The organism is Paenibacillus catalpae (genome assembly GCF_900112695.1).
GTDB lineage: Bacteria > Bacillota > Bacilli > Paenibacillales > Paenibacillaceae > Pristimantibacillus > Pristimantibacillus catalpae.
Map to the genome: position 1 here is coordinate 336,640 of NZ_FOMT01000002.1, position 23,046 is coordinate 359,685.

Genomic DNA, 23,046 nt, shown 5'->3' on the forward strand with positions numbered 1-23,046 from the left:
ACAGGGCAAACATGAAAAGAGAGGCAGCATTATGCGGCCTCTCTTTTTAGCTGATTTTAGTGGAGTAAATCCAACGTAATGGAGTTGCAATCGACATAGTCCCTATCATTTAGGCGAATCCGGAATAATCCCTTATTTTACTGCAGTATCGCTTAGAGAGGATGATGCAAGAGATTGACGGAACAGCTTCATGTCTACAACGGCGCCGCCATTCAGCCTGGATTCCTCGGCAGCGAAGGCCATGAGATGACTTTCCAGAGAGGCTTGCGCTGAGGTTAAGGTATCGATATAACGTTCATTCCGGAGGTCGGACAGAAATTGCCGCATGATCCCGTCGTCGCCGCCTTGATGTCCGCTTTGGCCGGTTGGAATTTGAATGACAGACTGCGTGCCGGTTGAGAACTCAAACAGATCGATACGGCCGCTTAACAAATCGCCGCGAATTTCTCCTTTGGTCCCCATCACCTGGACGATACGATTAATATCACGCGTAAACCCGCTCATGCTGAACATAACGGTAACGCCATTTTCGAATTCCATATTTACCGTTTGATGATCCACGACATTATTATCCGTCCGATAGACGCATTTGCCATAGGGACCTCCCAGTATGGCGTTCATTCGATTCGTTTCGGTAGGCGGATCCGCTATGAGTGCTGCAAAATGATTGGATTCAATGTCCTGCATATAAAATCGTAAGGCCGAATAAGGACAGACAGATTCAACTGCGCAGCCATCCGTACATCGGTCAGTCGAGCCCGCGGGCGCATTGTCGATCCGGAAATGGCTTAACGAACCAAAGGAACTGACCTTTGTGCAGTCTGCATCCACAATCCAGCGGATCAGATCCATGTCGTGGCAAGACTTGGCTAATATCATTGGACTTGATAGAGCATCGTTCCGCCAATTGCCTCGAACAAAGCTATGGGCGTAGTGGAGGTAACCGACGTTTTCATTATGTTGAATGGACATGACGTCTCCGATAGAACCGTCACTGATGAGCTGCTTCATTTTTTGCCAAAAAGGGGTGTATCTCGAAACGTGACAGATCGAGAGCAAACGCCCTTCTTCGCGAGCGACTTTCTCCATTTCGACGCATTCATCAGGGCTGTTGGACATCGGTTTTTCAAGTAAGACATGATACCCCTTACGGAGTGCGGCAACCGTAGGCTCGTAATGCATCTGATCCTGCGTGCAGATAAGGAGCGCATCACAGAGCTTGGGCTCGTTCAAAAGCTCTTCCCATGTGGAATAGAGCTGCTCTGAAGTCAGGTTTAAGGCATCCGCAAATCTTTGTCTTCTCTCTTCGTTTGGTTCGGCAACGGCGACCACTTCTACCTCGCGGGGAAACCTCTGAACATACGGCATATAGGACAAGAAACCTCGTGCTCCTGCTCCTATTACAGCTAATTTGATTGTTTTCATAGGCTTTGATCTCCTCAAAGTAAGGATTATATTTTTCGATACCATGGCAAGCGAGAAAGAGGCGCCTGAACTTCAAGCTGGATAGGGCCTTCGACTACGCTTTCGTCATCTCCGAGCCATCGGCCTTCCGGGAATTGGATCATGCGAGCCGTCTGTCCTTTGGCCAACACCGGGGCCACAAGAATAGAGTCGCCAACCATGAATTGATCCTGAATTGTATGATAGCCTTGGCGCGGAAAAACAAATTCCATGCTGCGCATGATAGGAAGACCGGTTTCCGCTGCTTCGCTTGCAAGCTCGGAGAGCAGTGGGCCTAACTTCGTTCTGATCTGGACGGCGTCCATGCACCAGGACAATTCCTCGCCGTTTAATACTCGCCAAGGCGCCATGGAAAACTGCATGGCAGGAAATAGTGCCGAACCTTGCACATAACGAACAAATAGTTCGGAATCAAAACGGAATTCCGGTGAATTGATGTCTCCATCGAGCCCTCCGCCAATCATATCCGGGCAATTATACGCATAGCCCATGAGGCCTTGAGCAATCGCATTAGGAATCAATCCCCCAAGTCCAGTCGCATCCCAGGCATGCGCTTTATCGCGTTGCCGCTGGATGAGCGCTTGCCCTCCAAGCTTCCAACACATGCGCAATTCGCTGAGGGAGTATCCGATGCCGAGTCGAGCGTATGATTCGCAATCTTCCATGGGAAGGACGGGACGCGACCATGCGACTTCCTGCGAAACGTCATTTAGCAGGCCGGGCAGTATGGGTTCTCCCGCGTCAAGCTTGAATCCGTCAACTCCGTAATCTTGGGTCAGCCTGTCCAGCTGCTGCTTGAACCAAGCGGCTCCTTCCCCGCTTGTATAGTCGACAACCGCGCTATAGCCATTCCACCATCTCCGCAGGACAGGTGCTCCATCCGCATGCTTCATTAAGAGGCCCTTGCCGAGTAATTGCCGGAACGTGATACTGTCGGGACTCACATACGGGCATACCCAGAGCATGATTTTAAACCCTAACTCGTGCAGAGTCTCTATCATCCCGGCGGGATCGGGGAATCGATGCTTGTTAAAGTCCCACGTTCCGTAGTCTTGCATCCAGTTATCGTCAATGATTAACACGCCTGGGGGGAAGCCGTGCTCAATAATAGAATTCGCATAATTAAGAAGTTTGTCCTGTGTCGGTTCGTAAAACATCTCTACCCATGTGCAATATTGAGGCGCCATAAAAGCCAGCTTGTCGGGCGTAACGCCGGAAGGCGCGAAATGGTTGCTGCAGGCATGGCGGTAAGCGCCTTGAAGGGTAACATGGCCTTCTTCGATCGCGAGCTTTTGTTTATGATCGATAGTAAGGTAGCCATCATTAAAGGTGAAGGCAAACGGCTCCTCGCACCAAATATATCTTCCCCTATTAGAAAGCAATAAGGGGGCAGCTTGATTATCATCCGTCAAACGCAAATCGCGCGAATGCGGCCGATCGCCAAACGGCATAAGATGTCCTTCATTTATAACGCCTCCCCACCAGAATTCTCCTGGCTCTCTTTGCAATACAGTGATCGTCATCGCAGACACTCCCAATCTGTGTTATGAAATAATTTGCGCAATTATTTATTGATATTATGGATGAATCCGTATTCGAATGCAAACCTTTTTTCATCTTAATAATTAGGCATAAAATCTTAAAAAAGAGGCATTTAAAGCGGTTGTACAAATCGATTAAACTTAACGTGTAAAGAGGCAGAACGGTTTGCAGTTTACGCAAATTTTTGCCTAAACAAATTCATTAGGGGGATGTCAAATGGTGAAAAGAAACAAATTTTCATTCACGCTAGCGCTTGTCATGATGGTTCTGTCCTTAGTAACGGCTGCATGCAGCAGCAACTCGAACAACACGCCGAATAACAAACCGGACAACAGTGCAAGCAGCAATGCCGGGGAAGCGACTGAAGCACCCAAAAAGAACGTAACGCTTACCTATGCCATTTGGGATAAAATTCAGCAGCCGGCAATGGAAGCCATTGCTACAGAGTTTACGGCACAAAATCCCAATATTAAGGTGAAGGTCGAAGTTATTCCGTGGGGCGATTATTGGACAAAAATGTCCGCTGCTGCTCCTGCCGGAACGCTGCCTGATGTTTTCTGGATGCACGGAGGTCAATTCGTCACCTATGCAACGGGCAAATTCATCGAGCCGATCACAAGCAAGGTTGAGGCCGGAGAGATTGATCTGAATAATTATGCAGCGAACCTTGCTTCCATTTATACGCTGAACGGCGAGAACTATGGCATCCCTAAGGATTTTGACACGATCGGCTTGGCCTACAACAAAGAGCTGTTCGATCAAGCGGGCATTCCTTATCCGGACGACACTTGGACTTATGCAAAGCTGGCCGAGGTTGCCAAGCAGCTGAGCCAGCCTGACAAAGGCATCTATGGATTTGGAGCAAAGATGGATACGCAAACCGGCTATTGGAACGATATTTTGGCTAACGGCGGTAAAATTATTTCCGATGATATGAGCAAGTCGGGGTACGATGATCCGGCTTCCATCGAAGCTTTGCAAGCCCGTTATCAAATGACGGTTGACGGCGCTTCTCCAACTCATCAACAAATGACGGATATGGAAGCAACAGAGATGTTCAAATCCGGCAAATTAGCGATGATCTTCGACGGATCATGGCGGATCAGCGATATTGATAGCAGCGACATTATTAAGGGGAAATGGGATTGGGCGAAATTGCCTATGGGCAAGGCGAAAAGAGCCAATATCATTAACGGCCTCGGCAACGTGATGTCTGCAAGCGGTAAAAACAAGGAAGAAGCTTGGCAGTTCCTGAAATTCCTGGGATCCCAAAAAGCAGCTGAAATTACGGCGGAAATGGGTGCCGCTATCCCGGCATTCAACGGCACGCAGGACGCATGGCTGACGTCGAGACCGCATTTGAATCTGAAAGTATTCACCGAACAAGTTGCGGATGCAACACCGTATCCAAGCGGTTCGATGGCGTATCCGGTATGGTTCGCGAAAGAGCCTGAGATTATGTCCCAGGTATGGGGCGGAGCCCTCTCGGTGGAAGAAGGCGCGAAGAAAGTCGCTGAGATGATGAATCAAGCAATCGCGGATACGAAATAAGCGTACTGAACAAAGGTAAGAGATTCAGGAGACGTTCCTAGCGATTAGGAACGTCTCGAATGAATAGGGAGTGGTGAAATTGAATTCCAGAAGCAGATATGTGTGGGCCTATTTCATGATTGCGCCAACTCTCATAGGCACATTGGTTTTCTGGGGTTGGCCGGTTGTTCAATCGATTTTGCTGGGATTCCAGCATTCTTCAAATTTCGGAACCGTTAACCATTGGGTTGGATTTGATAACTATGTCAAGTTAGTCCATGACGAAGAGTTTTGGCAGAATTTACGCAATACCCTGCTTTATGTGGCTATGTTTGTGCCTGTTACGCTGGTGCTCTCTACCTTGTTTGCCGTCCTGCTAAATACGAAGATTAAAGGGGTTTCCCTTTATCGTGTTATTTTTTTCTTGCCTCAAGTGACCATGCCCGCCGCGGCAGCGATGGTATGGGTTGTCTTATTCGCCCAGGACTTCGGACTTATCAACCATTTATTGGGGACGCGTATGGCATGGCTGTCTAATGGCCATTATGCCATGCTCGTGCTCGTTATCGTTGGCGTGTGGGGGGCAATCGGCATGAATATGCTGCTGATTCTCGCAGGCTTGCAAGGGATACCGAAATCCCTTTATGAAGCGGCGGATATTGACGGCGCCAAGAGATTTAACAAGTTTAGATTCATTACGATTCCCATGTTAACGCCAACCCTGTTTTTCACAAGCATCATTCTATTAATTGGAGCTACGCAAATCTTCGACTCTATCTATCTGATTATCGGAAAGACGAATGTTGCGCTTCCGTCGGTTCGCTCGCTTGTTTATGCCTATTACCAGAACAGCTTCATTTATAATGATCGCAATTATGGCGCTGCCATTATCAATGTATTGCTGGTGATTAACCTTGCGCTGACAGGCATCCAATTTGCATTTCAGAAAAAATGGGTCTACTACGACTAAGGAAGGGGGAAGACCTAAATATGCACAGCTTATCGCCTAAGAAGATCAACCTGGTTGTTCATATCATTCTTATTATCAGCGCCATCGCCATGCTCGTTCCATTTGTATGGATGGTACTGACTTCGCTGAAGACAACGACGGAAGCTACGCAAATTCCAATCCGTTATTTTCCGGATGCCCCCAGCTTAAGAGGATATATTGAGGCGATCAAGCAATCGGAGTTTCCGCATTATTACCTGAATACGGTTATATCAGCGGTAATGAAGACCGTATTTCCGGTTATTTTTAGTTCGATGGCGGCGTATGCCTTTGCCCGGATACGGTTTCCGGGAAGCTCTCTGCTCTTTATCTTGATTCTCTCGGTCATGATGGTGCCAAATCCCGTTTTCTATACGCCGCAATACATGATGATGAGTGAATTGGGACTCGTTAATACCGTTACCGCGCTTTGGATTGCCTCGTTAATCAGCCCTTTTGCTACTTTTCTTCTAAGACAATTTTTTATGGGTATATCCAAGGAATTGGAAGAAGCATCCGTTCTGGATGGCTGCAATCCGTTTCAAATTTATTGGCATATCATGCTTCCTTTAGTCAGGTCGGCTTTGGTAGCCATTGTTATTATTCAACTGCAATGGGCATGGAATGAGCTGCAATGGCCGCTTATTATTAATAGCTCTCCAGAGAAGATGACCTTGTCATCAGGCATAGCGACGCTAGTATCCATGTTTGGGACCGATTACCCGGTGTTAATGGCAGGTGCCTTTATGGCTGTCGTTCCGATGATTATCCTCTTCTTTATATTCCAAAAACAATTTATTGAAGGCATCGCCTTCAGCGCGACAAAAGGATAAAAGGCATCCGGACTTCTTCGAGTCCGGATTAACCTGTTTTTCTCACTGGATGTTGGCCATAGGCAGAAAAGTAAACCTCTTATTGACAGCGCTTTCAAATAGGAAGAGGAGGATTTTGATGAAGCTATTTTCCGTGCACGATATTGGGAAGACATCATTCAAAGTTATGCTCATTGTAAGCTTGTTATTGGGCACGCTCTTTGGGAATGCCGCGAGCAAAGTAAGTGCGGATCCGAACCCGGCGCGCGTACCTGCTAATCCGTATCCCAGCCCAGCGGTGGATAGTGCTCTAACCAAGCATGATCTGACCTATGCCCCAAGCCCGCTGGACAATCCGCTGAAAGGATTCGCGCCGTTCTATCCGTGGGAAACGGAGACTTCCTTCCCGCACAGCTTGGAATGGTATTATGTCCCGCTGAAAGCGGTGATGAATGGCCCGAATTCCTATACATTCGATGCTGGTCTTGAGCCGGCGCTAAATGCCATTGCGGCAAGAGGGAATCAGGCGGCGATTAGAGTCTATCTTGAGTATCCGGGAAAAGAGGATGCCATACCGGCGTTTATTCACGATAGCAGCGTTGCCATGCGTCATAACGATACCTTTAACCAAGATGAGCCTGATTATGACGATCCATTAATGGTAACGTATTTGACAAACTTTATTAGAGCTTTCGGAGCAGAGTATGACGGAGATCCGCGCATTGGATTTATTCATATGGGCCTCGTTGGTTTATGGGGGGAGTGGCATACTTACCCTTACGATGAAGATGCTGCAGACGGATTGCCGAACTACATGCCGAGTACGGAAACGATCGGGAAGCTTTTCACCGAATATGATGCGGCCTTCGATTACACGAAGATTGAAGTCCGATATCCCGGCCTGCCTGGCGCATCGGAGTACAACATGGGCTATCATGATGACTCCTTCGGATATAAGGAAGGCGATCCGCTGCAAAGCGTGACGCAGCCGGAGAGCATGGGCGGAGCCTATTATTCGTTCTTGACCAAGATGCTGGAAGCCGGTTCGGAGAACAAATGGATAACGGAATCGGTTGGCGGAGAAGTGCGTCCGGAAATTCAGAGCAATTTCTTTACCGGCGGCGCTAATGTGGATGACGCCATGGATGATATTGAATTGACTCATGCGACGTGGATGATCAACCAAGGCGGTATCAGCAACTATCATGCTAATGACGCTGCCGTTGCCGCGGGCGTGAGAAAGATGGGCTACGATCTGAATGTGAAGAGCGCCTATTATAATGATATTGCTCAAGGTGACCCGCTTAAGGTTGGCGTAACCATTCAGAATAACGGCGTTGCTCCCTTCACTTATCCTTGGAAGGTAGAACTGGGAGTAAAGAATGCATCAGGAAAGCTTGTGAAAGAGTGGGATACAACCTGGGATATGACAAAGGTAATGCCTTTGGAGATCAGAACGTATCCGGAATGGAATGTATCTGGTGATCCGAAATATGTTCCATTCGGTGAACCCTATTATTTCGATACGACTATTGCTGCTCCGGACTTGAATGACGGTTACTACTATTTAGTGATGAAAGTCGTTAATCCGTTAGAGGAAATGAGCAGCAAGGCGAAAAGAGTAGGATTTGCGAATACGGATCAAGACAGCGAAGGTTGGCTGAATTTGGGGTCAGTGCGGATAGGGGATTGCGCTTCACCTTGCTTGGAGCCTCCAACTTCGCCGCCGGCCCCGCCAAAGCGCCTGCTTGTGGATGATTACGACGGGACTCCAGCCTGGTCCGGAAGCACTCAAAATGATCTGAACCAATGGACGGGATCAAGCAATTTTGCAAATGGGAGCGGCGCTGGTGTTGTAGAAGACGGCGCATTAACGCTGCAGGTTCAGAATATGTCACGGATGGAGACCAATATCGGAAGAAATCTTGCAGATACGAGCAAACTGGTCATTCGGGTGAAAGGGGCCGCCGGAGGCGAAGAGAATCAGGTCAATGTCAGTATTGGCGGCGTGACGAAAACACTTGGTCAATTCAGCGGCGATACGATAACGACAAGCTATAAAGATCTCGTAATCGACTTGCCTGCTCAAGGAGTAGATCTATCGCAAACGATCTGGAGCATTGCGATCTCGCAAGCTGCTTGGGGGACTACAGGAACGATCTCTATCGATGAAATCTACTTTACGGATAAAGTTGAATCAGATACGGATCCTGGTACGGATCCAGGCACTGATCCTGGTTCAGGTTCAGACAAACCGGGGCTCATAGACGATTTCGAATCCTATGCGGATAACGCTTCTCTTGGGCAAGCATGGACGGAAGCGTGGTCCGACAAGCCGGGCTCCGTTACGAGAGTGCTTGGCCAATCGAGCGGAAGCAAGGGCCTAAAGCTTTCGACTGCAATTGCCGATTCAGAGTGGTCGAATATTATCCATTCCATTCCTTCAGGCAAGAGAGATTGGTCCAAGTATGACGGACTAAGCTTCTGGGTGGACAATACAACAAACGACAATAAAAATTTCAGCTTGAATGTCGCGCTTCAAACGCCTGCAGCCAAAGGCGAGTTTGGGTTAAAAGAAGGCGGGTCAGCTTTAACGATCTCACCTGATGGAAGCTGGCACCCTGCGGCATTTAACGGAAGCTCGCTTAATGTGCCCGCGGGTTTCAAAGGCGTTGTGAAAATCGCTTGGGATCAATTCGTTCAATCCGCATGGCAGTGCGACGGTGTTCAGGCAGAATGCGCAGCGGCGCTTGATTCAAGCGAAGTAACCGGGCTTCAGTTCGGATACCCGCCAGCGGGCTATAGTCATAACGTCATCACCATCGATGACATTATGCTCTACCGGGCAGATAAAATATTGGACGATTTCGAATCGTATGCGGACGATGCTGCTTTGCACAATATTTGGCGGATAGACTGGGAATCCGGAGAGCCGTCTACGCTTCGAACGATTGACCAAGTGAACTTCTCGAATGGCAGTCAATCGATGAAATTTTCCGTGTCCCCTCCTCCGGGCCAATCGGCATCCGATTGGGTAAACATTAAACGCATGGCATTTAACGGGACAGATAAGGATTGGTCCGCATTTGACGGACTCACATTCTGGGTCAACAATATATCGCCAAGCAGCAAAGCTATGGACCTGAATATCTCGCTGGTAACAGATGCGCCTAAAGGTGAGTTCTCCTTGAAACAAGGAGGAAACGTACAGCTCTACGATGCGGAAGACGGCTGGAAGTCAACCACCCTTGGCGGAGGCTCCCTATCTATCGCTGCAGGTTACAAAGGAATGGTTCGAATTCCTTGGAGCGCATTCGTCCAGTCGGCATGGCAAGGCTGCAATGCTTGCGACGCCGAGTTCGACTCGAGCAAGGTTCTTCAAATTCAATTCGGCTTTGGACCAAAAAATCAATCTGACAATGTTCTCAGCATCGACCAGATTGGCCTCTATGCACTAGCCGGCAGAACAAGCGGATCAGGAGGAGGCCCAACAACAGATCCTGTTGACCACCCGGCTCCGCCAGCTTGGGCATCACCAGCAGGAACGCAGGCACTTGCGTATCAAAATGCTCCTGTAGATAATCCGTTGAAAGGCTTCCTGCCTTTCTACGATGCAGCTGAGGAAGCTTATTTTACAGAAGGCGATGATTGGCGAGACCGGCCGACACAGCTGCCTTACAGCTTGGAGTTCTTCTACCTTCCGCTTAATAAACTGATGAACAACCTGAATGACTTTAATTGGACGGAGCTGGACAAACGGCTTGACGCAGTAGCGTCCAGAGGCAATCATGCCGTATTTAGGGTCTATCTGGATTATCCGAATAAGCCTTCGGGTATACCGCAGTTCCTAATCGATGAAGGGCTTGAGACGTATGCCTATTCGGAATACAACAATGGTAAGGATGCCACGAGCTTAGCGCCGAATTATAATGACGAGCGTTTAATGGGAGCCTTAGACAATTTCATTGGGGCGCTTGGAGCGCGATATGACGGCGATCCTCGCATCGGATCTTTGATGATCGGATTGATTGGCTTCTGGGGGGAATGGCATACCTATCCTTATGACGGGAATATCAAATCGCCAAACCTGATGCCGTCCGATGCTAATCTGAAGCGGGTTCTTACCGCTATGGACGATGCGTTTAACGAAACGCAGCTCGTGTTGCGATATCCGATGGACAACAGCATCTTAAAAACCAAAAATTTCGATGTCGGCTATCATGATGATTCCTTTGCTTTCCAGACGCTTCCGCCAAGCCTCGGAGGGCAGGGCTGGCACTTCTGGGGAAGAGTCAACGACGCAGGGGTAACGGATTTCTGGAAAACGAACAGCATGGGCGGAGAGATGAGACCGGAAATTCAAGTGAAGATGTGGAACAATGATCCGCCAGTATACAATGAACCATCGACGCCAATCGAGGGTGCCCAAGGTGAAGATTACTACACAAGTCTGGGCTTGACCCATGCATCCTGGTTAATTGCGCAAGGAATATTCCAAACTCCGCTGGAGTCCGCGGCATTAGCAAGAGCTACGGAAGGATCACGCAGCATGGGCTATGAATATTATGTGCCCGCTGCCTATCTGGATGCATCGGATGGAAGCTTGAAGGTAGGAGTAGAGCTTGAGAACAAAGGAGTAGCGCCGTTCTACTACAACTGGAAGGTAGAGCTTGCTGCCAAATCAGAAGATGGCATTGTAAAAGTATGGGAACCGGGTTGGGATCTGAAAGACGTTCTTCCTAATACGAATGGATTCGATAACAATAAGCTGTTTGAATCCACTAGCAATCCGGAATTAAGCAATGGAAGTTATCAAATAGTAATGCGTTATGTGAATCCGTTAGAGCAAATCAATGCGGACGCCAAGAAATTCCGCTTCGCTAATGCGGAGCAGAATAGTGACGGTTGGCTGAGTCTGGGTCGTGTAGACGTATCGAACAGTGCTGCCGAGGCCCCAATAAGGGTTACGGGTTTAACGGCGAATACGGCCGGCCAGATACAATTGTCCCCAGACTCCAGCGCCCAAGTTAATGTTTCAGTCGTTCCTGCAGATGCTAGCAATACTAGAGTAGTGTGGTCTTCGGCTAACCATAAAGTTGCCTATGTATCTGCCACTGGCCTGGTCAAGGCTGTTGGCGTCGGCAGTACCGTTATTACGGCTAAGTCGTCTGACGGCAATGTGGAAAAGCAATTTCAGGTGACGGTTGCGTCTGGTTCAACTTCGAATCCGTCCACTGGGGGCACTACTTCTGAACCAGCTCCAGAGTTTACGGAGAACGGAATCAAGCTGGGACAAAATGCGGTAACGATTACTCCGTCAACAAATGGCGTAACCGAAGCAACCATTGACTCGAAGAAGCTTCAAGATGCCTTCCGTGCTCTTCACAACCATTCAAAATCGAATTCCGTTATTATCGAATTGAAAAATAACGGCGGAAGCGTGAAGGTCAATGTGCCGTCATCTGCACTTGCGGGGAATGAGCTGCTGGATGCATCAATCCTTGTACAGACGGATTTCGGAAGCTATAAGGTTCCTGTCCAAGCTTTAGGCCTCACAGCATTAGCGCAAAAGCTGGGCGCAAGCCCTGAAGAGATGACGATAAGTATCGTCATCGACAAAGTTGCAGGCCGTACGTCGGATCTGTTGGCTGAACAGGCAAGTAAAGAAGGGCTGACCTTGCTTGCCCCTGCCCTGGATTACAAAATTTTTGCTCAAGCAAACGGACAGTCAATCGAAATAACCAGCTTCGGCAGCACCTACGTCGAGAGATCAGTTAGGGTGCCGGGAACCATTGATCAAGCGAACACGACCGCACTTCTATTCGACCCGGATACAGGGACATTCACCTTTGTTCCATCGGTACTTCAGGATAACGGGGGACATTCCGAAGTTGTAATCAAACGAAATGGGAACAGCATTTATGCGGTGGTATCTAGCTCGGGCAGCAAAACGTTCGCTGATCTGAAAGGCCACTGGGCAAAATCGGATATCGAGCTGCTGGCCTCCAAGCGGATTATAAACGGTACCGCGCCTAACCGCTTCTCACCGGACAAAGCGATTACTCGCGCAGAGTTCACGGCCCTGCTTGTTCGCTCCCTTGGACTCCGTACTCCGGCTACGTCCGCCGCTTTTAGCGACGTAGCCATGGGGGACTGGTTCGCTGACGCGATTGCAACAGCGGTTGATGCGGGAATCATTAACGGCTATACGGATGGTTCATTTAAACCAAATGAACGAATCACCCGTGAACAAATGGCCGTTATGTTAGCCAGAGCTCTGAACTATGTGAACAAATCGGTTCAAGTAAATGAAAATGTTCTAGGCAGCTATACGGATAAAGGCTCGATTAGCGCTTGGGCTAAATCTTCGATAGCGGAATTGCTAACTGCTCAAATAATGAAAGGGAAATCGGAAACGACAATCGATCCCGCTGCGATTGCAAGCCGAGCTGAAGCCGCTGTTATGATCAAACGGTTCTTGCAGTTTGTGCAATTTATGAACTAAATATTGGAATGAATAATGGAGCACATGAGGTTAGCATGCATGTGCTCCTGTTCTATGACGGAAGCGTATTCACGTTAATAGAATTAGTGTAGACTAGCAGGGAGACTCTATGGTGAAGGGGAAGCGTTATAAAATGAAGCCTGCTGCTGTTATTGGTACGGTTGCGATACTTCTCGTATTTCTTGCGTACATCTTATTTAACCACTATTTTGGCCCAGGCCTATCAGGTACGCAAGGGTCCCATAATGCCGATACATCGGATAACAAAGGAGAAGACAAGCCAGAAACATTTGTCACGTTAAAAGTGATCATGCCAGGCGACCAATCGGCTCGCATGGGCGACTTCGTTGAGAACGAACTGAACGACCGGCTGAAGAAAGATTTGAATATGAATCTTGAACTGACGTATATCCCATGGTCGAACTACCAACAAAAACTGGAGCTCGCCTTATCCACGGGAGAAGATTACGATTTGTTCTGGTACGGCGCACCGTTTGTCTCTGTCTATTACACCAAAGGTTATATTCAACCATTAGATGAGCTTCTGGTCCAATACGGACAGGATCTTATTCAACATATACCCGATGAGAATTTCAAGCAGAACCGAATTGACGAGAAGCTTTGGGCGATACCGTCTCAAGCCTTTACGTCCGCCGGGAAATTCTCCTCTGTCATGGTCCGCCAGGATTTGCTGGAGAAGGTCGGCATGACAGACATCAAGACAATCGCCGATTTAGAACGGTTTTATCAAAGCATGCACGCGATAGATCCTAGTTATTACGGTTATTTGGAAACCGATCGCGGGCATGAATTGTTGTGGCGCGAATTAACGGATCGAAACTATTCTTCATTGGACGAGCGAATGTTATTTATGGTGGATGAGGATTCCGGAGAGATATTAAGCTATGTGGAATCTGACTTATACAAAAAAGTAGCTCAATTACGCGAGTCATGGGTGAATATGGGGATGATTGACAAGAATCTTGTAGGCAATCCTGCTGCAAAGATTGATCAGGAGAATGCGGGCAAGCTCCTTTTCCGTGTAGGTGCGGTCTCCAGAGCGATGGAAAATCTGCAAACGGCGCGGAATGCCGATCCGAATGCGAGACTCCGCGAGTATTATCTTGCAAAGGAGAAGCCAAAGTATATTACCACTCCAAGCAATGAAGCCTTTATGATTACTTCCGCATCGGAAAATCCCGAACGCGCGATGATGTTTATGAATTGGATTCTGCATAGCAAAGAAAATTACAATTTTATTATTTATGGGGTAGAGGGAAAGGATTACGAACTGGACAACGGTAAAATCAAGCAATTGACCAATGATCAGCTGATGTACGAATGGATGTGGCGGAACAAGGACTATTTTATCGCGCCTGCCCGTGTAGAAGATGACATTATCGTTGATATGCTTAAGAACGACGAGAATTCTCGCATTTCCAAACTATTCGGTTTTCATTTCAACGAGGCTCCGGTTAAGAATGAAATTGCGCAAGTCATGGCGGTCTATAAGGAAAAATTCGAGCCTATCACTTTTGGATTGGCCAGTTATGATCCATATTATGAGGATGCCATCGCAGCTCTCAAGAAGGCAGGCTTTGACATTGTTTTTTCCGAATTGAAAAAGCAGTTCTCGAAATTCCAACTCCAGGCCCGAGGTTGAGAGGACGATCGATCATGAGCAGATTTAACATATTCACCAAGTTGATAGCGACTTTGTTAATTTTACTTATCCCGATCCTGCTCCTGTTTGCCGTGTCCAATCGAACAAGCACGGATGTATTGACGGACGAGATTATTAAGGTGAAGCGATATCAAATTGAAACGTTCGCCAATCAATTGGATGAGTTGTTTTTCCGGCTGGATACCTATAAGAAAATGCTGTACGAAAGCACGGATGTGCGAAATTTAGCCTATCCTGATTTGCTTGACGATGTCTTAGGCAAATATCGAATCAATCGAACCGTTTCTGAAGAAATCAATCGGCTTGCCGGTTATGGCGATTGGAAAGCGGTGATTGCCGTTCTCTATCCTAAGACCGGAATCGTCATCAAAAGCAACTCCAGCCTGAATGCGCTTCCGAAAGAACTTCCCTCACAAGATACCTTTTGGCAATACTATTCCGATTCCAATGAGGAATACTTCATGGAAGTACTGTCCTACCCCGAGAATTCATTGGAGTCAGGCGAGGCGCATATGCGAGTCGTGCTTAAATTCGGCGTCGGGGCGCTTCGAAGCGCCTTATCCGAATTTAAAGCGAATGGTTCGGGGGATCCGTTTCTATACCATCCTGGAGCAGACCCTATTTATAATTACTCGGTTAATGTGAAGCAAATTGACGAATTTCTACCCCGGCTTAAGGGGATTGATCCCTCGAAAGAAAGCGGATATATGTTGCTTAAATCCGACAAAACGAAGTATCAGGTTCATTATCAAAAACTGGAATCATTAGGCTGGTATCTTGTTGACTACGTACCAATCAGTCATATTATGGCGCCAATCAGCCGGAACCAGACCATGTTTTATGTCATAAGCGGCATGCTTCTGTTTATGGGGGCTTATCTTGCCTTTGTGATGTATCGCAATATTCAGATTCCCTTCCGGAAAATGATCCGGAACATGAATTTGATCGAAAAAGGGATTTATTCCGTACGGATGACAGACAAGCCCAAAGGGGAATACCGGTTTCTTTATGACCGATTTAACTCCATGGCGTCAAAAATAGAAGAACTGATTGTGGATGTGTATAAAGAACAGCTTCGGTCGAAGGATGCGACGCTCAAACAGCTGCAATCGCAGATTAACCCGCACTTTCTGTACAACACGCTTGCTTATATCAAGAGCATGATTGAGCTGGGTGAAAACAAAGCCGCCATTTCAATGACCATGAATTTGAGCAAATATTACCGATATACGACCAAGACGGGAAACAAGATGGTAGGGCTGAGAGAGGAACTGGACTTAATTCATTTCTATTTGGAAATCCATTGCATGCTCAGAGACGACTTTGAATTTCATATCGAGATCGAGCCGCAGATGGAGGATCTCGAAGTTCCAAGGTTAATTGTACAGCCGCTTGTCGAGAATGTGATTCTGCATTCATTCAACAATCATTCGGAATACGGAATGATTCAAATAAGGTGCTGGAGTGAAGATGGGATGAACCATGTGGCCGTTGAGGATACGGGCACTGGAGTGGATTATTCCATGATCGAGTCGATCCGAAAGAAGATCTATTCGAGCAGTGAAGAGATAGAATCCGGGCTAAAAAATGTTCATCAACGTCTGCGGTTAATGTACGGCGGCGACTCAGGCTTACAGCTTAGTCAATCCCATTTAGGGGGACTTTGCGTCCAATTAAGTTGGAGCAGTAAGGAAAGTGTATCCTGATCGAAGCCGAATGCTTTCGAGGTAAGAATCATCACACACAGCCTGAATATGGCTGTAAGGGTGACAATTCTTTTTAGGGGGAATGAATGTGTACGAAATATTGATCGTGGACGATCACACACACCTGGTTGACAGTCTGGCGATCGGACTGCCGTGGGAGCAAATGGGGATCTCCAATGTTTATAAAGCCTATTCCGGCGAAGAGGCTCTGGAGCTGTTGAATTACCGTTCCGTTGATATTGTCGTAACGGATATCCATATGAACGGAATGACCGGGCTTGAATTGATCGCCCGAATAAACGAGAAATGGAAAAACACGAAGGCGGTTATTATAACCGGCTATGATGAATTTCAATATGCGAGAGAAGCGCTTCAACAGCAGGTATGCGATTATCTGCTCAAGCCGGTATCAAACGAGGAACTGGAGCAAACCCTTCGCAATATTATTGAACGGATTACGGAAGAAGGAAACGAGCTCTTAAATCAGCAGAAATTTGTTTACCGTTTTCGGGAAAGCTTGCCCAAATTAAGAGAGATGTTCTTGTTTGACTTAATATCCGGCAAAAATTACCCCCTGTCAGATTTGAAGGATAAGATCCATTTATATGGGCTTCCCTTTTCTGTTGACAGGGAGGCCATCCTCTTATGCATGAGAGTGGAGGAGGATTATTCGAATACGGATCTTTATAGTCTCTCGTTGATCGAATATGCCATGTTTAACATTGTAGAAGAAGTTTTCACGAATAAATTTAATGTGATGTATTGTAAAGATTCGCATGATTACCTGATTTTCCTGGTGCAACCCAATCAAGCAGAACCATCGGGCAAAGACAGCTCTGCTTCGATAGAAGATTTGGCAAGACTCTCCCAACATCAAATCAAATTGTATTTAAAGTCGAAAGTTTCCATTGTACTGAGCAATTCGGGAGGATTCCCAAAAGACATCATGCCGATGTATCACTCAGCTTTATCGATCTATACCGATTATATCGGCTATCAGACGGAAAGTTTTTTTCATGTGGCGCAAACAAAGGAAGTTTTCGACATTCAGCCGCTTGCGGAGCTTTATCGTTCCCAAACGTTTATGGAGTTAATTGATTTCGAGCAGTGGACGGCATTTGAGAGCAAGCTGAACCGGATATTTGATGAGCTGGAAGGCGCAGGCAGCGGAGCCCGCGAATACGGGGTTGAAATCTACGTCACCTTGCTGCAAGCATACTCCTATTATTTGCACAAGAAAGGGAAACGGATCTTTGAGGTGTTTGGAAGAGATATCGAGAAGATGTTGAAAATTGATGCCAGTTGGAGCGTGGAGCCGTTAAAAGAATGGGCCTTCGGCAGCTATGTTCAAATCAAAGCTTACAGCGACAGACGTTCGGACAATATACGATCTGACTTAATGGAACGAATCCGCCGATTCATACAAAACAACATCATCGACATAACCCTTCAAACGGTAGCCGACCATGTCAATCTGCATCCTGTCTATGTATCCAACCTATTCAAGCAGGAGGCAGGAGAAAATTTCTCGAACTATGTGCTTCGCCTGCGAATGGAGAAAGCGGTTCAATTGCTCAAGCACAAGGATCTGAGGATCAGTCAAATCGCGCATGAAGTCGGCTATCAGAAGCCGCAGTATTTCATTAAGTTGTTTAAAACCCAATACGGGATGACGCCTCAAGAGTTCAAGAACAGCTTGTAGTGCGGACATGCGGGGACAGAAACAAGTCTGGAGGAGTAATCTATTTATGCATTTAAATGAGTTTTGTAAAGGAATTCAATTAGGAGAGGAAGCCAGCCGAATCATTTTTGATTTCCGCCTAGAAGAAGAGGAATATGCGAAGTTAAAACAGCATTTTCAAACGGACCGCCATTCGTTCTTCCGTTATGTTACGGGAGCAGCGGGATACAGGCAAATGCTGTTGTATCTTTTTGCGAGATTTGCTGTGGATGCTTATGAAGAATACCGGATTCGGGGTATTGAAGATCAGATATATTTCGATACCTTCAAGGATATCCGGATTTGGAGCGAGGTCTGCTACCGGGATTACGGCGAGTATGGCATAGAAGAGTACAACTGGCTTCAGGAGCATGTCAGGCTCCAATTATTTCGTTTGGGGAGACTGCAGTTTCAACCCGTGGCATTTGACGGAGAGAACTTGAAGGCAGGAGAATACTCGGTGGAAAAGCATCAGCTCGTGCTGAATATTCACATTCCGGAGGGGGAACCTTTAACTCCGCAAGAGGTGTCTCATTCTTTCCTTTTAGCCAGGAAGTTTTTCAGGGGAATTCCCGCTGTTTATATTTGCCGCTCTTGGCTGCTATACCCCGGTCTAAATAAGGTATTGAAGGCGGAGTCGAATATCCTGAGGTTCCAGCAGCTATTCCGTATTTATGAAGTGGATGAAGAATCAAGGGAAGCGGAGCAAAGAATTTTTAATCGGCTGGAGACAAGTCCGGATAAATACGGGGAAGAAACGAGCTTGCGGCGAGCAGCAAAAGCCCTATTAAGCAATAGCGGAACACTTGGGAGCGGATGCGGCGTCCATATACCGTGCCTGACAACGACAGGAGATTGGCCGGATGCGGCGACTATTTAATCGTGCTATTATTTAATAGACATTTCCATTAATGAGTCAGCCACACTGGGAGGAGATTCAGCAATGAAATTTGGGGTAAGCACTTATAGCTATTATCAAGCGTTGCAATCAGGGGAGATGGACGTTCTTGGTGTCATTGATACCGTAGCGGAAATAGGCGGGGAGCATGTCGAGATTGTTCCGCTTGGTTTTAATTTGACCGAAAACCCGCAATTGATCGAAGATGTTCGCCGCAGAGCGGAAGAGAAGGGCATTATCCTCTCGAATTACCTGATTGGCGCGAATTTTGCCGGCAAGAGTGAAGCGGAATACGAGCGGGAGATCGAACGCGTAAAACGGGAAGTGGATATCGCGGCGAAGCTTGGCGTCTTATTGATGCGTCACGATGTTGCTTCGTCACCTGACACCTCAATTCGTCATTTCAATAACGAGCTGCCCAAGCTGGCCGAGGCTTGCCGCCGAATCGCGGACTACGCGGCTGCGAAGGGCATTACGACTAGCGTGGAGAACCATGGCTATTTTCTGCAGGCAAGCGACCGCGTGCAGACACTCATCCATGCAACGGACCGGACGAACTTCAGAACAACTCTGGATATAGGCAACTTTCTTTGCGTTGACGAGAATCCGGCCTCTGGCGTTTCGAATAACATAGCATACGCTTCAATGGTACATATTAAAGATTTCTATGTGCGTCATCCCGAAAGCAACCTGGGAGAGGGCTGGTTCCGTTCCGCCAATGGCAATTATTTGCGGGGGGCTATCGTTGGTCATGGGGATATCGACATGCGGCGCGTGCTTGGCATCGTTAAGCAATCGGGCTATGACGGCTATATTTCCGTCGAGTTCGAGGGTCTGGAGCCTTGCCGATTTGCCGTGCAGCAGGGCCTCAACCAATTGAAAAAGATTTGGGGAACACTTTAAATTTCAGACTTCGAATAATGGAAGATAACCTTTTCAACAAAGAAACAAGCTGGCTTTCGGTATTATACCGGAGCCAGCTTGTTTCGTTTGCTCTGCCATTAGCCGGCTAGGTAAATTTGTTTTCCGCTATTCCATTTTTAAGTAGAAGTGTATAATCACTACTATAAAATATAGACCGGGAATGTAGGGGGAAACCATGTTATCACTTAGAGATCGCTTTAAACACGAGCTTTTTGTGAATCAGAATAGCGAGCTGACTCAGCTGATGTTAAACCGCATTTTGAATATGAAATCGGAATTCGTCTGTATTACAACTTTCCATGACGGCGAATTTGTTTATGCCAATGATCCGGTTTTTCAACGGTTAGGTTATGGTGATGACGAGCTGTTTGAGCTGGATGTCTTTGACTTGGGAATCTGGACAAATGTGGACCAGAGAGAGAAGATTACATCTGCTTTGCTGGACGGAGGAATCATTCAGGATTTGGAGATTGACGTTAAAGACAAGAACAATAATGTCGTAACCTGCGTGCTGAATCTGGAACTGATACACATCCTGGATATGCCATGCATACTCATTGCCGGAAGAGACATCACAATCGTTAAAGCTATGGAAAGAAATAAATATGAGGAAATGAAAGAAGAGCTGCTGCAGACCATCCGTTTGGTTAACGGCTTTGTTGTACAAATGAAGATGAGAGAAGACGGCGAGCTTTATTACGTCCTGGCCGAAGGGAGAATGGCAGAAGAGATCGGATATACCACCGCAAACAGCTATGGCAAAACGGTTCGGGAAATTTTCCCCCATCTCTACGAGAAGGAAGGAAAATATTACGATCAAATTCTCCAAGGCGAAACGATCAGTTTTGAAACCGAGATGTATGGGAGAAGTCTGTTTAAGACCCTTAGTCCTTATTACAATCAAGGAAACGTTACGGGAATCATAGCAACTGCAGTAGATATATCCGAGCGCAAAAACATGGAAAAGATGCTGCGCTTATCGGAGATGAATGCCGCACTCGGCGAACTGGCTGTCGGGGTGGCGCATGAAATACGTAATCCTCTGACGGGTATTAGAGGCTTTGTCCATCTCATCGGGGAAACCTTGAGAAGAAACGGTATCGTGAAAGAGCAGGAATATGTGAGCTTGATTTTAACGGAGTTGTCCCGGATCAATGAACTGGTCAGCGAGATGTTATGGCTTCGCAAGCCCAAAGAGAGCAGTATGGAACGGATAGACATGACGAAGTTAATTCATGATATTCTCCCGCTCATTCAAGTGGATACGAATATGAAAAATATTCATTTGGATACTTACGGGATTGCTCATAGTAAATCGGTTATAGCCAATATGTCTCTGTTAAAGCAGGTCATTCTTAATCTGTGTAAAAATAGCATTGAAGCCATGGAGACAGGAGGAACGCTGGTCCTGGGTCTTAGAGAAGGGCATCAGTCGGTGACCATCTTTGTACAAGACTCCGGCCCCGGAATCTCCGCTGAAGTGATGGACAAGCTGTTTACTCCATTTTTCACGACGAAACAGACCGGTAATGGCCTTGGCCTATTCATTTCCAAGCAAATTATCGTTGAAATGGGCGGGGAATTGGCGATTTGCTCCACTTCAACAGGCACAGTAGCGTCCGTCACTTTTCCGGGGGAAATATAGGAGTGTTCAATTGGCCGATTCGGGGTTTGGCTGCTCTAAACCATTGCAAACAAAGGATGCAGACAAGAGCAATATCCATGACATCTCCGCCATAATACATAAGCAAACCAGCGGTTTCGGCTTGAGTTAACGGAACTCCATGAGGCGGGTAAGCATAGATGTGCTTGGAAAGAATGCCATGGCTTGCGGAAGCCATTACGAATACGGCTGCCCGAAGCAAGAAAGGGACCCGGTGGCGGATCGGATCGATATAGATCAATGATATTGTAAACAGATAGCCTGCCAAGAAAATATGAATATGCACGATCAGATAGATAGGGATACTCTCGTGCATAAGAGAGAACAGATCAGTCATGTATAAGCACCAAAGCCCTCCCATATGAAGGGATGATGCAACAACGGGATGGGTTAATAGGCGCGATAGCCAGCTCCCGAGAAATCTTGAAAACCGTCTTGCCGCAGGTGGGGCAAGTGTTCGCAGTAAGAGGGTCATCGGCGCAGCCATCGCCATAAGCAATGGTGCCAGCATTCCCAATAGCATATGGACAGCCATGTGAGCTTCGAAATGGACATGGGCACGATTGGCCAGGGGACCGGATACGCAAATTGTCGCCATAAGAGATCCCAAAGTCCAGCAAAGTGTGCGGCTGATCGGCCACGGCTTGTGATACCGATTGGATAGCCTTGCAGCAAGGATATACAAGACCAAAGCGAGCACAAACGGAAAGGCCAGAAACAGCTGGGGTATGATCCCGCCGATTGGATGAACGTTATTCGTGGTCATAGGTGGAGGCTTCTCCATGCTCGTGTCTGCCGCGCGAACGAACCGCAAGAAATAGACCGTTTAATATCATTAAACAGGCCGCTATATTCCAAATCAGATCATAGATAAATACATGGTCTACATAACGAATTTGGTGCAGCCGCATCAGCTTGTGCTGGATGGTTCCGTCGTATAGTTGAAAAAAACCTGCCCCGAGCTGGACCCCTCCGCACCATCTGCTAAGCAATAGGGCATGTTTTCTTCGGAGATCAGCCAGAATAAACAGTCCGCCAATAGTCGCGATCCAGCTAAAAGCATGAAACAATCCATCCGAGGCGAGTCCAATATCCGTTGTAGACTTGTCGTAAAAATGGTGCCAATGCAAGAGTTGATGGAAAACCGTCTCGTCTATAAAGGCAACCATGCCAAGTCCAAATAAAATGCCTGACCATAGATTACGGCTTTTGTAAGGGATATCCTTGGACCTCTGTTTTGTGCGATTACTCATCTGGTTCCCCCTTTGATGGTTTTAAAAAATCCGCGGGGTCCGCGGATTTTTCATGTTCTTATTCAACTTACTCGCTTTGCGTTTCGACGATTTCTTCCAGAACAGAGGAGTGCTCGTGGCTGGCTGCAAGAACCTCTTGATCCGTCTGGTTAGTGCCTTGCATCGCTTCGGCAGCTTCTGCTTGGCGATTTAATTGCTTTTCCACTTGTCCAATTCCATGTGCACCTTGATGGCCGCGGCTGCTTGTCAATTGTCTCTCCACCTTCCTCATTGTCATACCGCCGACAGGATCATCGGCCTAGGGTAGTATATCCAAGAACTCCCTTTTTCATCAGGCAGGGCAGGATGATCTTGGTA

General features: G+C 47.2%; 15 protein-coding genes. 10 read left to right on the plus strand and 5 right to left on the minus strand.

The annotated features are described in order from the left end of the window. Positions 1-132: 132 nt before the first annotated feature. Both BM200_RS09245 and BM200_RS09250 read right to left on the minus strand, forming a co-directional pair. Positions 133-1,425, minus strand: coding sequence for a Gfo/Idh/MocA family protein (locus BM200_RS09245; protein ID WP_091184255.1), 1,293 nt, complete (start codon positions 1,423-1,425; stop codon positions 133-135). Between the two features lie 26 nt (positions 1,426-1,451). Next, complete coding sequence (locus BM200_RS09250) at positions 1,452-2,987, minus strand: glycoside hydrolase family 31 protein (protein WP_091184258.1); 1,536 nt, start codon at positions 2,985-2,987, stop codon at positions 1,452-1,454. Between the two features lie 235 nt (positions 2,988-3,222). On the opposite strand from BM200_RS09250, the gene BM200_RS09255 reads away from it, so the two are divergent. The 10 genes from BM200_RS09255 (at position 3,223) to BM200_RS09300 (ending at position 21,418) form a co-directional block, all read left to right on the plus strand. Continuing rightward, positions 3,223-4,557 carry an ABC transporter substrate-binding protein gene (locus tag BM200_RS09255; RefSeq protein WP_091184259.1) on the plus strand — a complete coding sequence of 445 codons (1,335 nt, stop codon included), beginning with the start codon at positions 3,223-3,225 and terminating at the stop codon, positions 4,555-4,557. A 73-nt stretch (positions 4,558-4,630) separates the two neighbouring features. Beyond that, positions 4,631-5,506 (plus strand): carbohydrate ABC transporter permease, encoded by an 876-nt coding sequence (locus BM200_RS09260; protein ID WP_245772960.1) that lies wholly within the window; start codon positions 4,631-4,633, stop codon positions 5,504-5,506. A 20-nt stretch (positions 5,507-5,526) separates the two neighbouring features. Further along, a complete protein-coding gene (locus BM200_RS09265) occupies positions 5,527-6,357 on the plus strand; it encodes a carbohydrate ABC transporter permease (RefSeq protein ID WP_091184264.1) in 831 nt (276 codons plus the stop codon). Between the two features lie 118 nt (positions 6,358-6,475). Continuing rightward, positions 6,476-12,841: an S-layer homology domain-containing protein gene (locus BM200_RS09270; protein WP_175532809.1), complete on the plus strand. Its 6,366-nt coding sequence runs from the start codon at positions 6,476-6,478 to the stop codon at positions 12,839-12,841. Between the two features lie 109 nt (positions 12,842-12,950). After that, positions 12,951-14,504, plus strand: coding sequence for an ABC transporter substrate-binding protein (locus BM200_RS09275; RefSeq protein ID WP_091184269.1), 1,554 nt, complete (start codon positions 12,951-12,953; stop codon positions 14,502-14,504). 14 nt (positions 14,505-14,518) lie between these two features. Then, on the plus strand, positions 14,519-16,231 hold the full coding sequence (locus tag BM200_RS09280) for a sensor histidine kinase (RefSeq protein WP_091184271.1): 1,713 nt from the start codon (positions 14,519-14,521) through the stop codon (positions 16,229-16,231). Positions 16,232-16,319: 88 nt separating this feature from the next. Next, the gene (locus BM200_RS09285; RefSeq protein WP_175532810.1) at positions 16,320-17,933 is read left to right on the plus strand and encodes a response regulator transcription factor; all 1,614 of its coding nucleotides are present in this window, start codon (positions 16,320-16,322) and stop codon (positions 17,931-17,933) included. 46 nt (positions 17,934-17,979) lie between these two features. Beyond that, a complete protein-coding gene (locus BM200_RS09290; RefSeq protein ID WP_091184277.1) occupies positions 17,980-18,831 on the plus strand; it encodes an acyltransferase domain-containing protein in 852 nt (283 codons plus the stop codon). Positions 18,832-18,894: 63 nt separating this feature from the next. Beyond that, positions 18,895-19,752 carry a sugar phosphate isomerase/epimerase family protein gene (locus tag BM200_RS09295; RefSeq protein WP_091184279.1) on the plus strand — a complete coding sequence of 286 codons (858 nt, stop codon included), beginning with the start codon at positions 18,895-18,897 and terminating at the stop codon, positions 19,750-19,752. A gap of 196 nt (positions 19,753-19,948) precedes the next feature. Beyond that, positions 19,949-21,418 (plus strand): PAS domain-containing sensor histidine kinase, encoded by a 1,470-nt coding sequence (locus BM200_RS09300; protein WP_091184282.1) that lies wholly within the window; start codon positions 19,949-19,951, stop codon positions 21,416-21,418. On the opposite strand, the gene BM200_RS09305 is transcribed toward BM200_RS09300, so the two are convergent. From BM200_RS09305 to BM200_RS09315, 3 genes are all read right to left on the minus strand, one after another. Beyond that, the gene (locus tag BM200_RS09305) at positions 21,396-22,202 is read right to left on the minus strand and encodes a cytochrome c oxidase assembly protein (protein WP_091184283.1); all 807 of its coding nucleotides are present in this window, start codon (positions 22,200-22,202) and stop codon (positions 21,396-21,398) included. The two genes, BM200_RS09300 and BM200_RS09305, sit on opposite strands and share 23 nt — an antisense overlap. Further along, positions 22,189-22,689, minus strand: a complete 501-nt coding sequence (locus BM200_RS09310; RefSeq protein ID WP_091184286.1) for a DUF2243 domain-containing protein — start codon at positions 22,687-22,689, stop codon at positions 22,189-22,191. Before BM200_RS09310 ends, BM200_RS09305 begins: the two co-directional genes overlap by 14 nt. Before the next feature lie 67 nt (positions 22,690-22,756). Next, the gene (locus BM200_RS09315; protein WP_245772961.1) at positions 22,757-22,960 is read right to left on the minus strand and encodes a hypothetical protein; all 204 of its coding nucleotides are present in this window, start codon (positions 22,958-22,960) and stop codon (positions 22,757-22,759) included. Between the last annotated feature and the right edge of the window lie 86 nt (positions 22,961-23,046).

Coding starts and splice junctions, on each gene's coding strand:
- BM200_RS09245 (WP_091184255.1), bottom strand. CDS start 1,425: ATGAAAACAATCAAATTAGCTGTAATAGGAGCAGGAGCACGAGGTTTC.
- BM200_RS09250 (WP_091184258.1), bottom strand. CDS start 2,987: ATGACGATCACTGTATTGCAAAGAGAGCCAGGAGAATTCTGGTGGGGA.
- BM200_RS09255 (WP_091184259.1), top strand. CDS start 3,223: ATGGTGAAAAGAAACAAATTTTCATTCACGCTAGCGCTTGTCATGATG.
- BM200_RS09265 (WP_091184264.1), top strand. CDS start 5,527: ATGCACAGCTTATCGCCTAAGAAGATCAACCTGGTTGTTCATATCATT.
- BM200_RS09270 (WP_175532809.1), top strand. CDS start 6,476: ATGAAGCTATTTTCCGTGCACGATATTGGGAAGACATCATTCAAAGTT.
- BM200_RS09275 (WP_091184269.1), top strand. CDS start 12,951: ATGGTGAAGGGGAAGCGTTATAAAATGAAGCCTGCTGCTGTTATTGGT.
- BM200_RS09280 (WP_091184271.1), top strand. CDS start 14,519: ATGAGCAGATTTAACATATTCACCAAGTTGATAGCGACTTTGTTAATT.
- BM200_RS09290 (WP_091184277.1), top strand. CDS start 17,980: ATGCATTTAAATGAGTTTTGTAAAGGAATTCAATTAGGAGAGGAAGCC.
- BM200_RS09295 (WP_091184279.1), top strand. CDS start 18,895: ATGAAATTTGGGGTAAGCACTTATAGCTATTATCAAGCGTTGCAATCA.
- BM200_RS09300 (WP_091184282.1), top strand. CDS start 19,949: ATGTTATCACTTAGAGATCGCTTTAAACACGAGCTTTTTGTGAATCAG.
- BM200_RS09305 (WP_091184283.1), bottom strand. CDS start 22,202: ATGACCACGAATAACGTTCATCCAATCGGCGGGATCATACCCCAGCTG.
- BM200_RS09310 (WP_091184286.1), bottom strand. CDS start 22,689: ATGAGTAATCGCACAAAACAGAGGTCCAAGGATATCCCTTACAAAAGC.
- BM200_RS09315 (WP_245772961.1), bottom strand. CDS start 22,960: ATGAGGAAGGTGGAGAGACAATTGACAAGCAGCCGCGGCCATCAAGGT.